Genomic DNA, 20,768 nt, shown 5'->3' on the forward strand with positions numbered 1-20,768 from the left:
GTCCATGATCGTCCGGAACCATCCCGTTCTTCAACACCTCCAAGGATGATGATCCCATCACATCCGCAGCCGGTGGCGACGACGCAATTAGGTAGAATACAATGGCAGCATACAAGGAGCCGGGCGTGGCAGCCCGGCAGAACGCCGCGGCTGAGGCGCGGGCCAAGGCGCTCGCAGCGCTGAAGGCGAAGGCTCCGATCGATCCGGCCGTCCAGGCGGAACGCGTGGCGAAGGCTGAAGCGCGCGAGCTGGCCCTTGCGGAAAAGCGCAAGGCGGCCAAGGAAAAGCGCGAGCGTGACCTTGCAGCCAAGGCGGAACAGGCCGCAGCAGCCGCGCCCAAGCCCGAGCCTACCGAGGAAGAGCGCAAGGCGGCGCGTGACGCCCGCTACGCCGCGCGCAAGGCACGCGGGAAGTAATTCTGCACCCTCACCCCCAGTCCGCAATCGTCCATTCCGCGACCGATGCCGGGATCAGGAGTTGAACGCTCCTGTTTCCGACCTTCTGCCCGGCGACGAGCTCATCGATATAGCGCACGTTCCGAACGGCGACCGTTTACGGCTCGTGCGCAACGGTGACGATTTTGTCATTCTGCTCGACAAGCACGAGCTCATGAGTACCGATCTCTTTTCGTCGGAAGAGGCACTTGCCACGATGACCTGCGAGCGGCTCGGCACCCGTGCCGACCTGCAGATGCTCATCGGCGGCTATGGCATGGGCTTCACCTTGCGCGCCGCCCTCGAAACCCTGGCGTCCGACGCTCAGGTCATCGTGGCGGAGATCGTGCCCGAGATCATAAAATGGGCGCGCGGACCGATGCGGGCCTTCACGGCCGGCTGCCTGGACGACGCCCGGGTCCAGCTCGTGCAGGACGACGTCGCGATACTGATAAATGCGGCGGATAGCGCCTATGACGCGATCCTGCTCGATGTCGACAACGGTCCCGAAGGGCTCACCCGCCGGGTGAACGACTGGCTCTATTCGCGAATGGGCCTCAGGGCCGCCATGACGGCGCTGAAGCCACAAGGTATCCTGGCGATCTGGTCGGCAACGCCGGACGCCGAGTTTTCGGCGCTGCTCGCCGCGATGGGTTTCGAAGTGACGGTCGTCTCCGTCGAAGCCTGCATCGGCGAAGCGCCCGGCCAGGAGGCACCCGGCGACGAACCGCTGGAGCACGTCATCCTGTTTGCGCAGAAGCCGTGATCAGTCCGGCCGCAGGCCGGGCGAAAGCCTGATCGAACAGACCGTTTGCAAAAGGGGCGGGAGGCGAATCTTTCATATTCGCCTCCCGCCCCTTTTCGCTGCGGTCCTGGGATCTTCAGGCCGCCGCTGGCTGGGGCCGGTTGGCGATCAGGTTGTCGACCACCGAAGGATCGGCGAGCGTCGAGGTATCGCCGAGGTTCGAAAAGTCGTTCTCGCCGATCTTGCGCAGGATGCGGCGCATGATCTTGCCCGAACGCGTCTTGGGCAGGCCCGGCGCGAACTGGATCACGTCAGGCGTGGCGATCGGCCCGATTTCATGGCGGACCCACTTGATGAGTTCGCGGCGCAGGGCCTCGTCCGGCTCGACTTCGGCATTGCAGGTGACGAAGGCGTAGATCCCCTGCCCCTTGATCTCGTGCGGCATGCCCACCACCGCCGCCTCGGCCACCGCCGGATGCGCGACCAGCGCCGATTCGATCTCGGCGGTGCCCATCCGGTGGCCCGATACGTTGATGACGTCGTCGATCCGCCCGGTGATCCAGAAGTACCCGTCCTCGTCCCGGCGGCAGCCGTCGCCGGTGAAGTAGGTGCCGGGGAAAGTGCTGAAATAGGTCTGGAAGAAACGCTCGTGATCGCCCCAGACCGTGCGCATCTGGCCGGGCCAGCTATCCGCGATGACCAGGCAGCCGTCGGCCGCTCCTTCCAGGACGGTGCCGTCGTTGTCCAGCAGCACGGGCTTCACGCCGAAGAACGGCTTGCTGGCCGAACCCGGCTTGAGCGCGGTGGCGCCGGGCAGCGGGGTTATCATGGCCCCGCCCGTCTCGGTCTGCCACCAGGTGTCGACGATCGGGCAGCGGCCCTCGCCCACGACCTCGTGATACCAGGACCAGGCTTCGGGATTGATCGGCTCGCCCACCGAACCGAGCAGGCGCAGGCTCTTGCGGCTGGTCTTCTTCACGAATTCGTCCCCCTCGCGCATCAGCGCGCGCAGGGCCGTGGGAGCACCGTAGAATATCTCGACCCCGAACTTGTCGACCACCTGCCAGAACCGGCTGGCGTCGGGGAAGTTGGGAACGCCTTCGAACATCACCGTGGTCGCGCCGTTCATCAGCGGCCCGTAGACGACATAGGAATGCCCCGTGACCCAGCCGATGTCGGCCGCGCACCAGTAGATCTGGCCGGGTCGGTAATCGAAGACGTATTCATGCGTCATCGAAGCCCAGACGGCGTAACCGCCGGTGGTATGGAGCACACCCTTGGGCTTGCCGGTGGAGCCGGAGGTATAGAGGATGAACAGCGGGTCTTCGGCGCCCATCTCCTCTGGCGGGCAATCGGCGGACTGCCCGGCCGCGGCGGAAGCCCAGTCGATGTCGCGCCCTTCGACCATCGGCACTTCGGCGCCGGTATGCGCCAGCACGATGACGCTGTCGACACCGGGACACGCCTTCAGCGCCTCATCGACATTGGCCTTGAGCGCAACCTTCTTGCCCCCGCGCAGCCCTTCGTCGCTGGTGAGAACGATGCGGCTGTCACAATCCTGGATGCGCCCCGCCAGCGCATCCGGAGAGAAGCCGGCAAAGACGATCGAGTGGATCGCACCGATGCGCGCACAGGCCAGCATGGCGACGGCTGCCTCCGGCACCATCGGCAGATAGATGGTGACGCGCTCGCCCTTCTTGACGCCGCGTGCCTTGAGCAGGTTGGCGAAACGGCAAACGGATTCGTGAAGCTCGCCGTATGTGATGCGGCGCTCGGGATTCTTCGGATCGTCCGGCTCCCAGAGGATCGCTATGTCGTTCTCTCGTGCCTCTAGGTGTCGATCAAGGCAGTTCGCCGAGAGATTGAGCGTGCCGTCCGGGAACCATGAAATGCCGAAGTCCGCCTCGTTGAAGCTGGTCTGCTTCACCACCTCGAAAGGCTTGATCCAGTCCACCCGCTGCGCTTCTTCCCGCCAGAAACCCTCGGGATCCTCGATGGAACGGGCGTACATCTGCTGATAGCGCGCCTCATCGATCAGGGCGTTCTCGGCCCATTCGGCGGGCACTGGATAGATGGCCTCGGCCATGACTTCCTACTCCTCTCGCCAGGCACTGCCCGGCAAACGACTTTCTAGGCCAGCTTCGCGAGCGGCCGGTTCCTCCCTACATTAACCGATGAATCGCCAAGCGCTACCTGTCTTGCAACGACTTGTCCCACTAGCGGGACATAACTGGCAGGTCGTGTTAGCCTTGGCCGCAGGCGACGGCGTTCGATGATCCCGATCAATGCCGGATCATGGTACAAGCGCCTAAGGAACCGACACAATTCCAGTGGAGTTCGACCCATGTCCCTCAATGACGCCATCACGCTGCCGACCCGTTCCGGGATCGTGCTCGACGTCCGCCCGGCCACCCAGAACGATGCCGAGGCTCTGGCGGAATTCTTCGAACGGGTAACCGATGACGACCGGCGGTTCCGTTTCTTCGCCGCCGCCGACAGGGTTAGCCCGCAGCAGATCGCACCCATCGTCAAAGCGGACCATTACCGTACCGAATCGTGGCTGGGATTCTCTGAAGACGGCGGGATCATCGCCTCGGGCGTGCTCGCCTTCGACGACAACAGCGATTCCGCCGAAGTAGCGATTTCAGTGCGAGCGGATCACAAGGGCAAGGGCGTGGGCTGGGCCATGCTCGACTTCCTCGGCAAACAGGCCGATGCCCGCGGCTGCAAGCGCATCATCGCCATCGAGAGCCGCGAAAACAGCGCGGCCATCGAGGTGGAACGTGACAAGGGCTTCATCCCCGAACCCTTCATCGGCGATCCCACTCTGGTCATACTCTCCAAGAACTTCGGCTGAGCGCCATCCTCCGCTACCGAACCAAAGAGAAAGGGCGGGCCCGCAAGGACCCGCCCTTCTCATTTTCGTCCGGAGACGCGATCCTCAGAAGTGGATAGCGCGACCGTAAGCCGAGAGCGTCGCCTCGTGCATCATTTCCGACAGTGTCGGGTGCGGGAACACGGTCTGGATCAGCTCGGCCTCGGTGGTTTCGAGGGTCTTGCCGACCACGTAGCCCTGGATCAACTCGGTGACTTCCGCGCCGATCATGTGAGCCCCCAGCAATTCGCCGGTCTTGGCGTCGAACACGGTCTTGATGAAGCCTTCCGGCTCGCCGAGAGCGATCGCCTTGCCGTTACCGACGAACGGGAAGTTGCCGACCTTCAGCTCGTAGCCCGCTTCCTTGGCCTTGGCCTCGGTCATGCCGACCGACGCCACCTGCGGGTGGCAGTAGGTGCAACCCGGGATGTTGTTACGGTCGAGCGGGTGCGGGTGAACGTCCTTGTTGCCCAGTTCCTGAGCAATGGTTTCGGCAGTGGTGACACCTTCGTGGCTGGCCTTGTGCGCCAGCCAGGGGCCTTCCACACAGTCGCCAATGGCCCACACGCCCTTGACGTTGGTGCGGCCGTAGGGATCGACCTTGATGTGGAAGCGCTTGTCGGGTTCGATACCGAGATCTTCCAGCCCGATGTTCTCGACATTGGGGACAATGCCGATCGCCACGATGACATGGCTGAACTCGACCGTTTCAGTCTTGCCCTTCTTGTCGGTCAACGCAACCTTCACGCCGTCCTTGCCGACCGCGATATCGCCGGTCTTGGCGCCCGTCATGATCTTGAGGCCCTGCTTGGTCAGCGCCTTCTCGAGGAAGGTGGAGACGTCGGCGTCCTCAACGGGAACGATACGGTCCATCATCTCGACGACGGTCGTATCGACACCCATGTCGTTGTAGAAGCTGGCGAATTCGATACCGATCGCGCCCGAACCGATGACCAGGAGCTTCTTCGGCATTTCCTTCGGCGTCATCGCGTGGCGATAGGTCCACACGCGCTCTCCGTCAGCCTTGGGCTTGGGAAGGTCACGCGCGCGGGCACCCGTGGCGATGATGATGTGCTTGGCGGCCAGTTCGGTCGCCTTGCCGTCGGCATTGGTGACGGAGAGCTTGCCCGGAGCCACGAGCTTGCCGTTGCCGAAGTGCACGGCAATCTTGTTCTTCTTCATCAGGTGCGTAACGCCCTGATTGAGCTTGTCGGCTACCCCGCGCGAGCGCTTGACCACCGCGTCGAGGTCGGCAGTGATGTTATCCGCCGCCAGGCCGTAATCCTTGGCGTGCTTCATCTGGTGGAACACCTCGGCCGAGCGCAGCAGCGCCTTGGTCGGGATGCAACCCCAGTTGAGGCAGATGCCGCCGAGGCGTTCGCGCTCGACGATGGCGGTCTTCAGTCCGAGTTGCGCACAGCGGATCGCCGAAACGTAGCCGCCGGGGCCGGAACCGAGGACGATGACGTCGTAAGTATCAGCCACTGAGTTATTTCTCCTGATCGATGACGCGCGGTTTGCCGAATTCGTTCACCGCGACGAAGGTGAACACCGCCTGTGTCACCTTCACTTCTTCCTCTTCATGCCGGTGCCGACGCCATGCCTCGATGGCGATGGTCAGCGAAGTACGGCCCACGCGCTGAATTTCGCCGTAGACCGAAACCTCGTCGCCAACCTTGACCGGCAGGTGGAACTGCATGCCGTCCATTGCCACCGTCACCGCGCGTCCGCGCGAGCGACGGGCGGCGACGAGGCCGGCACCCATGTCCATCTGGCTCATCAGCCAGCCGCCGAAGATGTCTCCATAGGCGTTGGCGTCAGCCGGCATGGCCGTGACCCGGATCACCGGGTCGCGTGGATGCTCGCTCACGTCAGGCGACCATCCCGAGCGGGGTCTCGACGTATTCGCGGAACGCGGCCATCAGGCGCGCACCATCCGCACCGTCCACCGCGCGGTGGTCGAAGCTGCCGGTTGCACTCATGACGGTCGCCACGCCGAGCGTGCCGTCGGGCATGACCCACGGGCGCTTGTCACCCGCGCCGATCGCCAGGATGGTCGACTGCGGCGGGTTGATGACGGCCGAGAACTGCTTGATGCCCATCATGCCCATGTTCGAGATCGAGGCGGTGCCGCCCTGATACTCGCCGGGAGCAAGCTTGCCTTCGCGGGCACGCGTGCCAAGATCCTTCATGTCCTTGGCGATCTGCGAGAAGGACTTCCCGCTCGCATCGGTGACGATCGGGGTGATGAGCCCGCCGGGGATCGAGACTGCGACAGAGATGTCGGCTCGGGCGTAAGTGATCAGTTCGTTGCCGGCGAAGGTCACGTTGCACTCCGGCACGTCGATCAGCGCGCGGCCAAGTGCCTTGACCAGCATGTCGTTGACCGAGACCTTCACGCCCTGCTTTTCGAGCATGGCGTTCAGTTCGGCGCGCAGCGCCATAAGCTTGTCGAGGCGGACATCGACCGAAAGGTAGATGTGCGGCGCTTCCTGCTTGGACTGGGTAAGACGCTTGGCGATCGTCTTGCGCATTCCCGAAAGCTTGGTGACCGCGTGCGGAACCCGATCGTCGAGCAGCGCACGGGTTTCCGGTGCCATGTCGACGGCAGGAGCCTTGGCTTCGGCGGCGGCGGGCGCGGCGGCAGCAGGCGCCGGAGCGGCGGCGGCAGGCTTGGCCGAACCGGGCTGCGCGCTCTCGACGTCGGCCTTGACGATGCGGCCGTTCGGGCCGGAACCCTTCACGGTGGCAAGGTCTACGCCCTTGTCGGCGGCGATACGCTTGGCAAGCGGCGAAGCGGCAACGCGGCCGTCCTTGGCAGCAGGCGCAGAGGCGACCGGGGCAGGCGCGGCGGCAGCCGGAGCCGGAGCGGCATCGGCTGCCTTGGGGGCTTCGGTCTTGGCGGCGGCAGGTGCGGCGGAAACGGCACTGACGTCTTCACCTTCACCGGCGAGGACGGCGATCACGGTTCCAACCTTCACGCCTTCGGTACCTTCGGCGATCATGATCTTGCCGATGGTGCCTTCGTCGACGGCTTCGAACTCCATCGTGGCCTTATCGGTTTCGATTTCGGCCATGATATCGCCGGAGCTGACGGTGTCGCCTTCCTTAACCAGCCATTTTGCCAGTTTTCCCTCTTCCATCGTGGGGGACAGGGCGGGCATCTTGATCTCGATGGGCATGGAAGCTTGTGTGTCCCTTGTTTTCCTGGGGAGGTGTGCGGGGTCCGCCTTTCCTTGGACAAGTTGAGCCGCGCGCACAAGCGCCTTCGCACGCCTTTTTTCGCATTCGTGATGGCTTGCACCGTGACCTGAATAGCCCGATAACCCGTGTTCAAGAGGGAACACTATGCGCATCTACCTGGTCATCGTCGACGAAACGGAAGAAGCGCTGGTGGCGCTGCAATTCGCGGCGCGCCGCGCCGCGAAGACCGATGGTGCACTGCATCTGCTGGCCCTCGTGCCGCCCCAGCCGTTCAATGCCTTCGGGGGGGTTCAGGCTACCATCGAGGAAGAGGCCCGCGCCCGTGCGGAAACGCTGGTGACGGCCGCCGCCGGCAACCTTTTATCACAAGGCGCTAAGATGCCGGTAATCTCGGTCCGCATGGGCGAGGACATCAAGATCGTGCGGCAGTACCTGAAAGAGCACGCCGAGGTCTCGGCACTCGTGCTCGGCGCCGCCCGGGAAGGCGGGCCGGGCCCACTCGTTGCGCACTTCACCGGCGCCGGACTGGGGCAGATGCCCTGCCCCGTTTTCGTGATTCCCGGCACCCTCGATGCCGAAGCGATCGAGCGCCTGAGCTAGGATCGCAAAAGCGGCGTTCGTCCCAAAGCGAATCCGGGACGAAACGACCGACTACTTCCTGCGCCCCTGATGCCGAATGTTGCCGGGCCGCCCGCGCTTGCCGACGAAGTGCTTGCCCTTCTTCTTCAATTCCTGGGGCTTGCCGCGCGGCTCGATACGGCCGCCACCCTCTTCCAGCTCGAACTTGAGCGCACCGGTAAGCGGATTGGCCTCGGCCAGGCGCAGCCGCAGGATCTGGCCCATTGCATAAGTGGTGCCCGTGCTTTCGCCTTCGAGAATCTGTGCCTTCTCGTCATAAGAGAAGCGTTCCGCGCCCAGAGTCGAAACCGGCACCAGACCATCGCCACCAAGGCCGATGATCGTGGCGAAGAACCCGAACTTCTGAACTCCGGTGATGCGCGTGTCGAACACATCACCGACACGGGCGGAAAGCCATGCCGCAACGTATCGGTCGATCGTCTCGCGCTCGGCCTCCATGGCGCGGCGCTCGGCGGCGCTGATGGCCTCGCTGACGCGGCCGAGATCGTCACGGTCGCGCTCGGACAAGCCGGAGGTCGCGGGAATCTTGCCCTTGGGCGCCGGTTGCTCCAGTCCATAGGCATCGACCAGCGCGCGGTGGACCAGAAGGTCGGCATAGCGACGGATCGGCGACGTGAAATGGGCGTAAGAACCGAGCGCGAGGCCGAAGTGACCTTCGTTGCGCGGCCCGTAATAGGCCTGTGTCTGGCTGCGCAGCACCGCTTCCATGATGAGCGCCTTCTCGCTCTCATCCGCGATGTCCTTGAGCATGCGGTTGAACAGGCCCGGCGTGATGACCTGCCCAAGCGAAAGCTTGCGCCCGAAGGTGGCAAGATAGTCTTTCAGCGCCATGAGCTTTTCACGGCTGGGCACTTCATGGACACGGTAGACCACCGGCGCAACCTTGGCTTCAAGGGCCTTGGCTGCTGCAACGTTGGCGGAGATCATGAAATCCTCGACCACGCGGTGCGCGTCGAGACGCTCGCGCAGGGCGATCTCGGCAATGCGGCCCTGATCGTCCAGCTTTACCCTGCGCTCGGGCAGTTCAAGTTCGAGCGGATCGCGGTCGCTGCGCGCCTGGGCGAGCACCTTCCAGCAAGCCCACAGATCCTGAAGGTGCGATTCGGCACGGCCTTCATCAATGCTTGCCTGGGCCTCCTCGTAAGCGATCACTTCATGGATGCGGACGAGCGCGCGTGTGAACCGCCAACCAACGACCTTCCCCTGTGCATCGATCTTGAGGTGGCACGCCATGGCCGCGCGGTCCTCTCCCGAGCGCAGCGAACACACGTCGGCACTGAGCACTTCGGGCAGCATCGGCACGACGCGGTCGGGGAAATAGACCGAATTGCCACGCCGCCGCGCCTCGCGGTCAATCTCACCACCCGGCCGCACATAGAAAGAGACATCGGCGATGGCGATGAGTGCATCGAATCCGCCCTCGCCGTCCGGCTTGGCCCAGATCGCATCGTCATGGTCGCGGGCGTCCGAAGGATCAATGGCGACTATCGGCAGATGCCGCAGGTCTTCGCGCTTCTCGGCGCTGAGCGGCATCTTCGCCGCGGCCTCGGCTTCCTCGATGGTCTCTTCGTTGAAGCGGTTCGGGATACCGTGCTTGTGAATGGCGATAAGGCTGAACGCTTTGGGCGCCAGTGGCTCGCCCAGGATTTCCGTGACCTTCACCGATGGACGCGCGGATCGCCCGATCGGTTCGGCCAGAACCAACTCGCCCTTTTCGGCGCCGCCAAGGTCGGAAATCGGGGCAGAACTGCGGACACGCTTGTCAACAGGTGCCAACCATGGCTTGCCCGCACCGTCGATCTCGACGACCCCGAGAAGCTGCTCGGATCGCAGGGTGAGCTTCTTCATCGGCCAGGCGCGCCACCCGGTGGGAGTTTCCTCGGTGCGCGAAAGTACGCGATCGCCCTTCTTGAGCGCTGAACCACGCCCCTTCTCCACCAGGCGAATGCGCGGTGGCGGCGTTGCATCGTCCGGTGTCCAGGTGTCGGGAATGGCGATCGCCTCGCCTTCCTCGATCTGGACCACGCGAAGAACAGTGACCTTGGGCATACCGCCCATCCGATGAAATGCTGTGCGCTTGCCGTCGATCAGGCCTTCCTCGGCCATGTCCTTCAGCAGCGACTTGAGCTGAATTTTCTCCTGCCCTTTCAAGCCGAATTCACGCGCAATTTCGCGTTTGCCGACGGGGTCGGACGAATTCTGAATGAGATCGAGGATTTGCTGGCGTGTCGGCAGGCCAGGCTCGGGCCGGTTCTTGGGAGGCATGACAGCGCCATGCGCCCGTTCAGGGCTTATTGCAATGGCGCCGCATCATTGCGGCGCCGTCATCACGGGTGCTGTTCGGGAATTTCACCCTCGATTGTTGCGGCATGGGCTGTTGCCGGCGTTGGCAGCGCCTTGTCTGCCGAATTGGCCTTCAGGAACAGTTGCCAGGAGGAAACGGCGAGAACGCAGGCCAGAAGAGGCTGCAGAATCCTGTCCGGCGCATGGGACGAGAGGTAGCTTCCAAGAATGACCCCGGGGATCGATCCCAGCAGCAATACCGCCAGAAGTCCGAAGTCCACATCACCGATAAACCAGTGCCCCACGCCGGCGATAAGAGCCAGCGGCACGGCATGGGCAATATCGGAGCCGACGATGCGGGCGACGGGCAGCTTGGGATAGAGCATGAGCAGCACAGTCATGCCGATCGCGCCCGCTCCTACCGACGAAATCGATACCGCAACGCCGATTGCCGCTCCGAGCAGCACCGTCCCTCCCACGACCCGAGAGCGGGGCTGGTCCGGATTAATGTCATGCGCGAACTTGAGCAGCCATTTCCGACAGACAACCGCCACCGCCGTCAGGCCGAGGAGGACCGCCAGCGAGATCATGATGAGATGTTCGGTGGAATTGCCGATCTTGCCGAAGTACGACAGGAAACCGAGAGTTACGATGGCTGCCGGCACGCTGCCGCAAGCCATGCGGCGCACGATCGTCCAGTCGACAGTGTTGCGCTTGCCGTGAACCGCGGAACCGGCGATCTTGGTCACCGCGGCGAACAACAGGTCGGTGCCTACCGCTGTCTGCGGGCTTACGCCGAACAAAAGCACCAGCAGCGGCGTCATGAGCGAGCCTCCGCCAACCCCGGTCAGCCCCACCAAAATACCCACCAGCATACCGGCCAAGGCATGCAACAGGTCGAAATGTTGTGTCAGGCCCATGATCGCTTACCGTTTCCCTTGGATAACGGCGCCGTCCAGATATTCCCACGCTTTGGCAAGCGATAATGGCAAGTTGTTGCGATATATCCCGGGTTGTGCCCCGGCCTTGCGATTGTCATCCAGATCCCCTTCAGCCCGAATTTCCCGCATCACTGCTGCATAACAAGCCTATCCGCGAGCTGCGAACCGAGAATGCACCATCCTCGGTCAGCACACTCCCGATTGCAGGCATTGGCAACCGAATTGGACGCATCGGATCTTCCCTCGGCAATGCCTGAAACATCCGTTTCAAGGCAATTGCGCAAGCGGAGTAAAACCCCCGCCCGGAACGGCGGCTGCAATCGGACTGACGCTGCCGTCAGCCGCGATCGATCTTACGCCGAGTATCCAGTCGTCGCCGCGCAGTCCTTCAAGCTTCACGCTGGTTTGCGAAGTCTTCGCCACCAACGGCTGCGCTTCCCATTCCGGCGCATCGGTGCGTCGGCGCCATACCGAATAGCCGGCAGCCCCCGCCACTGCCTTCCAGGTCACGTCGGTCCAGGTCTTGACCGCGGCGTCCGCCACCGGCTCCGGTGGCATGGGTGCGCTGGCGAGCGCAGCCAGACCTGCGATGTTGAGGCGCGTGACCTTGGCGAGATAGGGGAAATCCATCTCATCGATGGTATCGCCGAACTTCACGCCGTTTTCGGTGCGCAGGTCCTGATGCTGATGGTCATAATCCTCGATCGCGACCGAGAATCTCACCGCCGGATTTCCCTGCTCCAGGAACGGAATCTGATCGCCGCCGCGCCCCATACGGTCGGCGCGCCAGACCTGCCGAACCGCGAGATCATCCTGAACGCCTCCTGCCAGAGCGGCAATGTAGCGAGAGATATTGCGGCCGGGACTATCGTTTTCACCACCAAAACGGCGGGCATCAGCGCGTGTCTTGTCCGTTGCGTCGGCACGCGGCCCTTCGGAAAACACGCGCACATGCCGATCATCCACGAGGCCGTCGGAACCATGAGTGCCGCCAACGATATCGTTGTTGAAGACGGCCTTGACAGTCCAGCCCTGTTTTCTGGCGTACTCCGCCAGCAGCTTGCCGCCATATAGCCCCTGCTCCTCGCCCGAAAGGGCGGCGTAGACGATCGTGGTCGGAAACTTTCGCCTGGACAGCACGCGGGCGGCCTCGAGAACGAGCGAGGTGCCTGAAGCATCGTCATTGGCACCCGGTGCATCGCTCTTGATGTCCATCACATCGGTCACGCGGCTGTCGATATGAGCCTGGACGATCACCACTTCATTGGGCCGTTCGGTACCGCGCTGTATCGCAACCACGTCCACCATCCTGACTGGCGTCGGAATGCGCGTACCGCTCACAATGGCTTCCGGCATGGTGACTTCGAGGCAACCGCCACAAGCCTTGGAGGTTTTGCGGAACTCGTCGGCGGCCCAGCGCCGGGCCGCGCCGATCCCGCGCTTTGGGTCGGTATCCGATGAAAGCGTGTGGCGGGTGCCGAAGGACACCAGTTTTTCCACATCGGCGCGCATCCGGCCTTCGGAAACTTCGGCCGAATCACCGGCTGAAGCGGGGACGGCGTAAATGATCGAGGCGGAAAGCGCAGTCGCGGCCAGAAGCTTGTTCATGTACGCGCTTGTCACGCCGGATATCCGGGTTGGCAAGAGGTCAGACGCGAACCGGCGGAGGTCCGTAGCGATTGGTCCCTGGGCTGGAAGGCCATACGCCGAACACGATGACAAGCAAAATGGCCGCGTAACCGAGCAGGCTGGCGCCCACCAATTTCGATTGCATCGCGAATGCCGTTTCAAAATTCTCCGGCGAAACGGTGCGCATAGTCGAAACGATCTCGTTCATTTTCGACCAGACAATCGCCTTCGAAGAGAGTGAGAGCAGGAACGTCAGAACCGATATCCAGCCCGGCCTCCCGGAATCGTGCAGGCGGCGGGCGAAAGCGGCCATCAGCAGGAGGCCGGCCAGAACCGAAACGATGGAGGACACCGTCATCGACGTCCTCATGTAACCGGCCATCTGGGCCATCAGGCGGACCTGCATGTCGGCCGCAGTGGCACCTTGTTGAGCGGCGCTGAAAGCGCCTTTCATCATTCCACCCATCATCGGCATGGCCATGACCATGCCGACGAGATACTGGATGACGACGAGGAAGAGGACGTAGAGCCAGAACGTCTGGCGGGCATCACGTCCCCTGAAGTTCAACAGGTTCGACAGGTTGTACTTGATCGATCCCAGCACGCCCTCTTCCCCTTCAGATCAGTAGGACCTTGCGACGTAGATCCGCTCGACCGCCGGCTCTCCGGAGAATACGCAAGGGCCAGTGACCGGCGCAGCGTCCAGCGGGGTGTTGCGGATGGTGAGCTTCAGCGCCTTCAGCTTATGCACCACGGCTTCGAGTTCGGCACCGGTCGGCCGCGACCATTCGACCTCGACCCAGCCCGGATAACGCTTGCCTTCCGAGAAGAAGGAAGCAAGTTCGTCGAAGCTCGCAGCGCGCGAGATGTTCGCATCGAGCTTGCCCTTCGCCTCGGCGAAGAGCGAGGTCTGGATATCCTCGATTTCTGTGGCCGCGCGGGCGATGAAATCTTCCTTCGCCATGGCAGCAAAGTTAGCCTTGGCCGCCTCGTTCCAGAGCTTGTTGCGGCGCAGCATCGAGACCTGCCCGCCGGCAGCATCGCGGCCGCCGATCTCGAGGATGAGCGGAACGCCCTTCTTGACCCAGGCCCAACGCTTCTGGGTCGCCTTGCCCGGACGCTTGTCGAGCAGGACGCGCAGCGGTTCCCCAAGTGCGAATTGCGTGACGAGCGCCTTGCGGAGTTCCTCGCAGTAAGCGAGCAATGCTGCGTCTTCGTCGTTGTCGCGCAGCATCGGCAGGATGACGATCTGGTGCGGCGCGATCATCGGCGGCACGCGAAGACCATCATCGTCGCCGTGCGTCATGATGACACCGCCGACCATGCGCGTGGAAGTGCCCCAGCTCGTCGTATGCGCGTACTGCTGGGTGCCTTCCTTGTCCTGATACTGAATGCCTGCCGCTTCGGCGAAGCCCGTCCCCAGGTAGTGCGAGGTGCCCGCCTGAAGCGCCTTGCCATCCTGCATCATGGCTTCGATCGAGTAAGTCGCGACCGCGCCGGGGAAGCGTTCATTCTCAGGCTTTTCGCCCGCGATCACCGGCATGGCCAGCTCGTTCTCGGCAAAGTCGCGATACATCTCGAGCGCACGCAGCGTCTCGATCATGGCATCGTCACGGTCGGCGTGGGCAGTGTGCCCTTCCTGCCAAAGGAATTCGCTCGTCCGCAGGAACATGCGGGTGCGCATTTCCCAGCGTACGACGTTGGCCCACTGGTTGACCATGAGCGGCAGGTCGCGCCAGGACTGCACCCAACGCGCCATGGCAGCGCCGATCACCGTCTCCGAAGTCGGGCGGACAATCAGCGGTTCTTCCAGCTTCGCTTCGGGATCGGGCACAAGGCCGCCCTTGCCGTCACCGACGAGGCGATGGTGAGTGACAATCGCCATTTCCTTCGCAAAGCCTTCGACGTGCTCGGCTTCCTTGGCGAAGTACGAAAGCGGAATGAACAGCGGGAAGTAGCAGTTCGTGACGCCGGCAGCCTTGATGCGGTCATCCATCAGGCGCTGGATGCGCTCCCAGATACCGTAGCCCCACGGCTTGATCACCATGCATCCGCGAACGCCCGATTCCTCGGCCATTTCGGCCTCGGAAATGACTTCCTGATACCACTGGGCGAAGTCGTCCTCGCGCTTGGTCGAGAGGGCGTGACGAATGGCGGACACGATTGCTTCTTCCTGATCTGCGATGCGACGGACCATCCGTTGCATTCAAGGCAATTCGCGGCGCCTTGTTCGCGCCGCGAAGGACCATGCGCAGACCCTTATTTGCCCAGCGCGTCAAGCCTCTTCTGGATTTCGGCCATCTGATCGCGCAGTGCCGAAAGATCGCCTGCCTCTCCGGCTGGAGGGGCTTTGGGCTCGGGCTTTTCCGCTCCCGGCATGAACGCGGCGGCGGCGGCCTTGAACATCGCCATGTTCTGTTCGGCCAGCTTCGCCAACGGGTTGTTGCCGAGGCTGTCCTCGAAAGCCTTGTGGAGCTTCGTCTGATTGGCCCGGAAGTTGTCCATCGAAGCTTCGAGATAGTGCGGAACCAGCGACTGCATCGAATTGCCGTACATGCTGATAAGTTCGCGAAGGAAATTCACCGGAAGCATCTGCTCTCCGTTGGATTCCTCCTCCATGATGATCTGCGTGAGGATCGTGTGCGTAATGTCGGTACCGCTCTTGGCATCGAGCACTTTGTAATCGACACCTTCACGGGTCATCTTCGCAAGATGATCGAGCGTGATGTAGCTCGAGGAACGTGTATTGTAGAGACGACGGTTTGCGTACTTTTTTATGATTACCGTGTTGTCGTCCTGCGACGCCGTTTCAGCCATTGCCAATCCCCAGTCCAGAATGACAACATGTTACCACCCGGTGTTGTCGCAACGCAACACAAATTGCTGCGCAGCAAAACTCCGGGTTAATCGCGTTAGCGACCGAACCTGCGCCCCAAAAGCGTGAGCAGTTCGTATTGCGACAATCCCGTCTTTGCAGCAGCCTCGGGAAGTGCATAGTCTGCGGAGACCCAATCGCCCTCTCCCAGTTCAGGAGCATGGGTCAGATCGATTACGGTCATGTCCATGCTGACCCTGCCGAGCACTGGCAATACGTGTCCCCCGGCGCGGAACACACCCCTGTCCGACCAGCACCGCAGATAGCCGTCGGCATAACCCAGCGCGACGGTTCCCACGCGCATGGGGGAGGTAACCTCATACGTAGCATTATAGCCGATCGTTTCTCCGGCGGAGACCGAACGCACCTGAAGGATGGCCGCTTCCGGCAGGACCACCTGCCTGAGATCGTCCGCCATCTCCGCCCGTGGCACGCCGCCGTAAAGCGCGATTCCCGGCCGCGTGATGTCCCCGTGGTAAGCGCTGCCAAGTGCAATCCCGGCGCTGTTGGCAAGGCTGGCGCGTTCATGACGCACTTGTCCGAGCGCCTGCCGCCAGCGAAGCCGCTGCCGTTCGTTAAGATCGCTTTCTTCCTCGGCCGATGCGAGATGCGATAGCACGATGTCGACATCCAGCGCTTCGACCGCCTCGTCACCCAGTTCGGAAAGCGAAACGCCGAGACGGTTCATCCCGGTGTCCACCATCAAATGGCAACGCCCACCGCCGCATTCGATCCAGCGCCGGGCCTGCGCAATCGAATTGATCACCGGAACCGTTCCTGTTGCACGGGCAAAGGCGGCATCCCCTGCACTAAGCGGGCCGTGCAGAACGGAAAGACCGGCAGAGCCGATACAGTCGAGCAGATCGGCGGCTTCACCCCAATGAGCTACGAAGAAATCCTGACAACCAGCCTCCCGCAGGACCGGCACGACTTCGCGCGCGCCAAGACCATAACCGTTGGCCTTCACCGCCGCCCCTGCCAGTGCACTTCCCGAAAGACGGTCCAGCGCTTGCCAGTTTGATTTCAGGGCCTCCCCATCAAAGGAGAGGCGGAGGGCGGAAGCAGGAACTTCAGGAAGCATCGTCACCATAATCGCGCGGAGGGCCGCCTCGCAGCCCCCACAGCGAGACGACGAGGGCCATCGCGACAACACCCCACGTATACCAGAGACCCTGATAGGGGTTGCCGCTGCTCGCGACCATGTAGCTGGAAATCAGCGGAAGGAAACCGCCAAAGTAGCCCGTCCCGATGTGATAGGGGATGGACATCGAACTGTACCGGATGCGCGGCGGAAACATTTCCGAAAGCAGGGCCGCTACCGGACCGTAAGTGGCACCGGACAAGGCCATCAGCACGATTAGCACAACTCCGATCGTCACGGCATCTCGCGCGCCTGGCGTGACTTTGGCGAAATCGTAGCCCGCCTCGCGCAGCCATCCCTGCAGGACAGCGCCTCGGCCTTTCCTGTCGCCCCACGGATAGGTTTCGAGCGGAAGCGCCTTGCCGCCGACCTGCAAGACAAGCTCCGGCGCGGCGGACAGGCGATAGGTCACGCCCGCTCCGGCGAGATCTCCAAGCAATTTCCCGCAGTTCGACTTCTGCTCGATATCGAAGGGATTGTAGCTGCAGTCAGGCCCGACAACGAAGACCGGCGCCTCCCGAGCCGCATGCGCAAGCTGGGGATTGGAATGACTCCCGATCAACCAGAAAGCGGGAAACAGCAGGAGCAAGGTCAGGGCATAGCCCCATATGATCGGCTTCCTGCGACCGATACGGTCAGACAGGCTGCCGAATATTACGAAGAAGACCATGCCCAGCGCCGCGGACGCACCAACGATCAGTTCCGCCGGCCTGTCCTCCATGCGCATGGCTCCCTTGAGGAAGCTCAGAGCGGAGAACATCGCGGTATACCAGATCACGGTCAGTCCGGCGGCGATCCCGAAGAGAGCGATGAAAATCCGCTTCCTGTTACCGGGGTAAGTGAGACTTTCGATAAAGGGGTTACCGGAAATTTCGCCCTGCGCCCGCATCGCCTTGAAGACCGGGCTTTCCGATAGCTTGAGGCGCATCCAGAGCGATATCGCCAGTAATGCGAGGCTGAGGATGAATGGCAGGCGCCAGCCCCACGCCTCCCATAGGGCTGGGCTCATGACCGATTTACAGCCAAGCACCACGATCAGGCTCAGCACGAAACCTCCGACGACGCTGGCCTGAATGAAGCCGGTGTAGAACCCGCGCCTGTTCGGCGGCGAATGCTCGGACACGTAGATCGCGGCGCCCCCATATTCCCCGCCGAGTGCGAGCCCCTGCAGCACGCGGAGCACCAGGATAATCGCAGGAGCCGCCCAGCCTATGGCATCGGCGGAGGGAATAAGGCCCACGCCGGCTGTCGCCACGCCCATCAGTGTGACCGTCACGAGAAACGTGTACTTGCGACCCAACTTGTCGCCGAGATATCCGAACAGGATCGCACCAAGCGGCCGGAACCCGAAGCCCACGGCGAAGCCGGCCCAGACCAACAGGGTCTCCAAAGTCGCATTGCCGGAAGGAAAGAAGGTCTTGCCGATAACCGCAGCAAGCGTGCCGTAAATGAAAAAATCGTACCACTCGAAAACCGTGCCCATCGAGGACGCGGCTATTACCAGCCTGATGTCGGACACGCTCGGCTGAACCGGTTTCCCAGGTGCTACCTCTGCCATTTCGATCTTCCCCCGCCGGTCCCGATTTCGAGATCCGTCAACGCGATCTAACCGCGCTTTCAGCCGATGGGAAGAACCTGCGTCGCCGCCTTCCAAGGGAGCATGACCGCACCATGGCGTGCCGGATAATCACGCGCAGCAGCGATCAAAACAAAGCCGGGCCAATCGGGAAGACCTTCCTCACCCGCCAACCACCGTGTAATTTTCGCAGCCGCATCATGCACTTGTGCAGAAGTCCGGCCGATTGCAGCGTCTGAAAAAATTGCAGCGGCAGCCTGTCCGATCGCGCAGGCCTGGCTGCGGACCCCCACGTGCACGATCCTGCCTTCAGCGTCCAGGTCGAGACCCAGCGCGATCGTGCTGCCGCAGCTTTGCGAGCGCGCCTCTGCCTTCAGCGACAGTGCTTCGTCCCAGGGGTGGCCCGCCAATTGAACGGCTAGCCCCAGGACTTCTGGCGTATAGAGCACTGCCGTCGACATCAATTGTCTGCCGCTTCGCTTGCTGCGGCTTCGTGTCGGCGTTCGGCAATCATCTTGACGAGCGCTTCGCTACTCGCGTTGACGAACGGATAGGTTCGCGCCTGCTTTATCCAGTCCGGCCGGCCGCCTGCACCCCAGATCGTGTCATAACCAAGCACCAGCACCGAAAACGCGAGAACCACGATAATCATGCCCTTCACCGCCCCGAAACCGAAACCCAGCACGCGATCGATCGGGCCAAGCACCGACGCGCGGCTCCGCTTGCCTGCCCAGCCTGCGATCAGCTTTACGGCAAAGAACGGAACCAGCAGCAGAAGCGCGAATGCCAGGACGGGTGTCGCCGATCCCGTGCCGGAATAGGGCTCGAGCAGGAGCGACACCGGCTCATGGAAAGCGCGGATGGCAAACACCGCAAAGACCCAGGCGCCCAGCGCCAGTATCTCTTGCACGAAACCACGAAGAAACCCGGTGGCGGCCCCCACGCCGACAAACACCAGAACAGCAATATCGAAACCGGTCATAAGCTACGAACTAGGCATCCCCCAGGATACGGTCAACGAGATTGGGCAGCATCGCAAGTCCGGTGAAGTCGATGTCCTTGGCGGATTCCGCTTTTGCACCGCCTGCCGGACCTATCGCGCGCCCGAATCCAAGCTTGGCCGATTCGCGCTGACGGATAGATGAATGGGAAACCGGCCGGATTTCTCCTGCCAGCGAAACCTCGCCGAACCAGACGGCATTCTTCGGTAGCGGGCGATCGCCCAGTGCCGAAACAAGCGCCGCAGCCACGGCCAGATCGGCGGCCGGATCGGCAAGCCGATAGCCGCCGGCGACGTTCAGATAGACTTCGGCACTGGAAAAGTTGAGCCCGCAGCGCGCTTCCAGAACCGCAAGCAGCATCGCCATGCGTCCCGAATCCCACCCCACTACCGCACGCCGCGGAGTCGCCCCGCTCTGGAGTCGCACGATCAGCGCCTGGATTTCGACCAGCACAGGCCGCGTGCCTTCCATGGCAGCGAAAACCGCGCTCCCGGGCATTTCCTGATCGCGACCGGACAGGAACAACATGGAAGGATTGCCGACTTCGGTCAGACCCGCCCCTTCCATGGCAAAGACCCCGATCTCATCGACCGGGCCGAACCGGTTCTTCAGGCTGCGCAGGATCCTGTACTGATGGCTACGCTCACCCTCGAAGCTCATTACCACGTCGACCATGTGCTCAAGGACGCGCGGACCGGCGATTGAACCATCCTTGGTAACGTGACCGACCAGCACGAGCGTGACGTCGTTTTCCTTGGCGTACCGGATCAATTCGAACGCGCAGCCGCGCACCTGGCTGACTGTGCCGGGAGCGCCCTCTATCGAATCGGAATGCATGGTCTGGATCGAATCGATGACCAGCAGGGCTGGCGCATCCATCATGCCCAGCGTGGTGAGAATGTCCCGTACCGAAGTTGCCGAAGCCAGCAGGATCGGGGATTTCGATAGGCCAAGCCGCTCCGCCCGCAGCCGGACCTGCCCTGCCGCCTCTTCACCACTTACATAGACGACGCTGCCACCCGAGTTTGCGATATGCGCGGAAGCCTGAAGCAACAGCGTCGACTTGCCGATGCCCGGATCGCCGCCCATCAGGATGGCGGAGCCCGGGACAAGACCTCCGCCCAGAGCCCTGTCGAATTCCGCATATCCACTCGCGCGGCGTTTGGGCAGTTCGCCGGGGGCATCGAGCGGCGTGAACTGGATCGGACGGCCGCCCGAAGACAGATCATGCTTGGACGAAAACACCGTTTGCGGCGCATCCTCGACCAATGTGTTCCACTCGCCGCAATCGGCGCATTGGCCTTGCCAGCGGCTGGAAACTCCCCCGCAGGACTGGCAGACATATCGACGTTTGGGCTTTGCCATGAGGTTCCGGGTATCTGGAACGGAATGAGAACGCAATTGCCTTTCTTCCAATATGCCGCC

19 protein-coding genes are annotated in these 20,768 nt (G+C 62.5%); 4 read left to right on the forward strand and 15 right to left on the reverse strand.

Translation table 11 applies throughout. The annotated features are described in order from the left end of the window. The first annotated feature begins 101 nt into the window (after positions 1-101). Both ACXJ16_RS05120 and ACXJ16_RS05125 read left to right on the forward strand, forming a co-directional pair. A complete protein-coding gene (locus ACXJ16_RS05120; RefSeq protein WP_054438941.1) occupies positions 102-416 on the forward strand; it encodes a DUF6481 family protein in 315 nt (104 codons plus the stop codon). Positions 417-501: 85 nt separating this feature from the next. Then, the gene (locus ACXJ16_RS05125; protein ID WP_185998779.1) at positions 502-1,200 is read left to right on the forward strand and encodes a spermine/spermidine synthase domain-containing protein; all 699 of its coding nucleotides are present in this window, start codon (positions 502-504) and stop codon (positions 1,198-1,200) included. Positions 1,201-1,315: 115 nt separating this feature from the next. Here the strand turns inward: ACXJ16_RS05125 and acs are convergent, their stop codons facing one another. Then, entirely contained in the window at positions 1,316-3,265 is a 1,950-nt protein-coding gene (gene acs / locus ACXJ16_RS05130; protein WP_324695118.1) for an acetate--CoA ligase, read from the reverse strand. A gap of 258 nt (positions 3,266-3,523) precedes the next feature. Here acs and ACXJ16_RS05135 point away from each other — a divergent pair, with 258 nt between their 5' ends. Continuing rightward, entirely contained in the window at positions 3,524-4,036 is a 513-nt protein-coding gene (locus ACXJ16_RS05135) for a GNAT family N-acetyltransferase (protein WP_054438939.1), read from the forward strand. Positions 4,037-4,120: 84 nt separating this feature from the next. On the opposite strand, the gene lpdA is transcribed toward ACXJ16_RS05135, so the two are convergent. Genes lpdA through ACXJ16_RS05150 form a run of 3 tightly spaced genes read right to left on the reverse strand, consistent with a single transcriptional unit; the run spans position 4,121 to position 7,236 of the window. Continuing rightward, positions 4,121-5,539, reverse strand: a complete 1,419-nt coding sequence (gene lpdA, locus ACXJ16_RS05140; protein WP_463921526.1) for a dihydrolipoyl dehydrogenase — start codon at positions 5,537-5,539, stop codon at positions 4,121-4,123. A gap of 4 nt (positions 5,540-5,543) precedes the next feature. Continuing rightward, positions 5,544-5,882 carry an acyl-CoA thioesterase gene (locus ACXJ16_RS05145; protein WP_054438984.1) on the reverse strand — a complete coding sequence of 113 codons (339 nt, stop codon included), beginning with the start codon at positions 5,880-5,882 and terminating at the stop codon, positions 5,544-5,546. 43 nt (positions 5,883-5,925) lie between these two features. Next, positions 5,926-7,236, reverse strand: a complete 1,311-nt coding sequence (locus ACXJ16_RS05150) for a pyruvate dehydrogenase complex dihydrolipoamide acetyltransferase (protein WP_185997411.1) — start codon at positions 7,234-7,236, stop codon at positions 5,926-5,928. A gap of 166 nt (positions 7,237-7,402) precedes the next feature. Here ACXJ16_RS05150 and ACXJ16_RS05155 point away from each other — a divergent pair, with 166 nt between their 5' ends. Then, entirely contained in the window at positions 7,403-7,858 is a 456-nt protein-coding gene (locus ACXJ16_RS05155; RefSeq protein ID WP_132468799.1) for a universal stress protein, read from the forward strand. Between the two features lie 51 nt (positions 7,859-7,909). On the opposite strand, the gene rnr is transcribed toward ACXJ16_RS05155, so the two are convergent. The 11 genes from rnr to radA all read right to left on the reverse strand — a co-directional run bounded on the left by rnr (position 7,910) and on the right by radA (position 20,708). Then, the gene (gene rnr / locus ACXJ16_RS05160) at positions 7,910-10,162 is read right to left on the reverse strand and encodes a ribonuclease R (RefSeq protein WP_324695110.1); all 2,253 of its coding nucleotides are present in this window, start codon (positions 10,160-10,162) and stop codon (positions 7,910-7,912) included. Positions 10,163-10,224: 62 nt separating this feature from the next. Further along, the gene (locus tag ACXJ16_RS05165; protein WP_054438935.1) at positions 10,225-11,100 is read right to left on the reverse strand and encodes a sulfite exporter TauE/SafE family protein; all 876 of its coding nucleotides are present in this window, start codon (positions 11,098-11,100) and stop codon (positions 10,225-10,227) included. A 288-nt stretch (positions 11,101-11,388) separates the two neighbouring features. Further along, the gene (locus tag ACXJ16_RS05170) at positions 11,389-12,729 is read right to left on the reverse strand and encodes a M20/M25/M40 family metallo-hydrolase (protein ID WP_324695108.1); all 1,341 of its coding nucleotides are present in this window, start codon (positions 12,727-12,729) and stop codon (positions 11,389-11,391) included. A 40-nt stretch (positions 12,730-12,769) separates the two neighbouring features. After that, the gene (locus ACXJ16_RS05175) at positions 12,770-13,354 is read right to left on the reverse strand and encodes a DUF805 domain-containing protein (RefSeq protein ID WP_132468796.1); all 585 of its coding nucleotides are present in this window, start codon (positions 13,352-13,354) and stop codon (positions 12,770-12,772) included. A gap of 18 nt (positions 13,355-13,372) precedes the next feature. Continuing rightward, positions 13,373-14,956, reverse strand: a complete 1,584-nt coding sequence (gene proS / locus ACXJ16_RS05180; protein ID WP_420719838.1) for a proline--tRNA ligase — start codon at positions 14,954-14,956, stop codon at positions 13,373-13,375. Positions 14,957-15,009: 53 nt separating this feature from the next. After that, the gene (gene phaR, locus ACXJ16_RS05185) at positions 15,010-15,567 is read right to left on the reverse strand and encodes a polyhydroxyalkanoate synthesis repressor PhaR (RefSeq protein WP_054438930.1); all 558 of its coding nucleotides are present in this window, start codon (positions 15,565-15,567) and stop codon (positions 15,010-15,012) included. A gap of 95 nt (positions 15,568-15,662) precedes the next feature. Beyond that, positions 15,663-16,706, reverse strand: coding sequence for an alanine racemase (gene alr / locus ACXJ16_RS05190; RefSeq protein ID WP_324699043.1), 1,044 nt, complete (start codon positions 16,704-16,706; stop codon positions 15,663-15,665). Further along, entirely contained in the window at positions 16,696-18,324 is a 1,629-nt protein-coding gene (locus tag ACXJ16_RS05195; protein ID WP_324695102.1) for an MFS transporter, read from the reverse strand. The genes alr and ACXJ16_RS05195 overlap by 11 nt, the downstream gene beginning before the upstream one ends. 59 nt (positions 18,325-18,383) lie before the next feature. Next, on the reverse strand, positions 18,384-18,803 hold the full coding sequence (locus ACXJ16_RS05200) for an iron-sulfur cluster assembly scaffold protein (RefSeq protein ID WP_324695100.1): 420 nt from the start codon (positions 18,801-18,803) through the stop codon (positions 18,384-18,386). Further along, entirely contained in the window at positions 18,803-19,324 is a 522-nt protein-coding gene (locus ACXJ16_RS05205) for a CvpA family protein (protein WP_185997416.1), read from the reverse strand. The genes ACXJ16_RS05200 and ACXJ16_RS05205 overlap by 1 nt, the downstream gene beginning before the upstream one ends. Before the next feature lie 10 nt (positions 19,325-19,334). Continuing rightward, on the reverse strand, positions 19,335-20,708 hold the full coding sequence (gene radA / locus ACXJ16_RS05210; protein ID WP_185997417.1) for a DNA repair protein RadA: 1,374 nt from the start codon (positions 20,706-20,708) through the stop codon (positions 19,335-19,337). Positions 20,709-20,768: the final 60 nt, after the last annotated feature.

Source organism: Novosphingobium sp. TK71 (assembly GCF_055361505.1).

Excerpts from the sequence above, each read along its gene's own strand:
- ACXJ16_RS05120 (WP_054438941.1), top strand. The coding sequence starts at position 102 with ATGGCAGCATACAAGGAGCCGGGCGTGGCAGCCCGGCAGAACGCCGCG.
- acs (WP_324695118.1), bottom strand. The coding sequence starts at position 3,265 with ATGGCCGAGGCCATCTATCCAGTGCCCGCCGAATGGGCCGAGAACGCC.
- ACXJ16_RS05135 (WP_054438939.1), top strand. The coding sequence starts at position 3,524 with ATGTCCCTCAATGACGCCATCACGCTGCCGACCCGTTCCGGGATCGTG.
- ACXJ16_RS05145 (WP_054438984.1), bottom strand. The coding sequence starts at position 5,882 with ATGCCGGCTGACGCCAACGCCTATGGAGACATCTTCGGCGGCTGGCTG.
- ACXJ16_RS05150 (WP_185997411.1), bottom strand. The coding sequence starts at position 7,236 with ATGCCCATCGAGATCAAGATGCCCGCCCTGTCCCCCACGATGGAAGAG.
- ACXJ16_RS05155 (WP_132468799.1), top strand. The coding sequence starts at position 7,403 with ATGCGCATCTACCTGGTCATCGTCGACGAAACGGAAGAAGCGCTGGTG.
- rnr (WP_324695110.1), bottom strand. The coding sequence starts at position 10,162 with ATGCCTCCCAAGAACCGGCCCGAGCCTGGCCTGCCGACACGCCAGCAA.
- ACXJ16_RS05165 (WP_054438935.1), bottom strand. The coding sequence starts at position 11,100 with ATGGGCCTGACACAACATTTCGACCTGTTGCATGCCTTGGCCGGTATG.
- ACXJ16_RS05170 (WP_324695108.1), bottom strand. The coding sequence starts at position 12,729 with ATGAACAAGCTTCTGGCCGCGACTGCGCTTTCCGCCTCGATCATTTAC.
- proS (WP_420719838.1), bottom strand. The coding sequence starts at position 14,956 with ATGCAACGGATGGTCCGTCGCATCGCAGATCAGGAAGAAGCAATCGTG.
- phaR (WP_054438930.1), bottom strand. The coding sequence starts at position 15,567 with ATGGCTGAAACGGCGTCGCAGGACGACAACACGGTAATCATAAAAAAG.
- alr (WP_324699043.1), bottom strand. The coding sequence starts at position 16,706 with ATGCTTCCTGAAGTTCCTGCTTCCGCCCTCCGCCTCTCCTTTGATGGG.
- ACXJ16_RS05195 (WP_324695102.1), bottom strand. The coding sequence starts at position 18,324 with ATGGCAGAGGTAGCACCTGGGAAACCGGTTCAGCCGAGCGTGTCCGAC.
- ACXJ16_RS05200 (WP_324695100.1), bottom strand. The coding sequence starts at position 18,803 with ATGTCGACGGCAGTGCTCTATACGCCAGAAGTCCTGGGGCTAGCCGTT.
- ACXJ16_RS05205 (WP_185997416.1), bottom strand. The coding sequence starts at position 19,324 with ATGACCGGTTTCGATATTGCTGTTCTGGTGTTTGTCGGCGTGGGGGCC.
- radA (WP_185997417.1), bottom strand. The coding sequence starts at position 20,708 with ATGGCAAAGCCCAAACGTCGATATGTCTGCCAGTCCTGCGGGGGAGTT.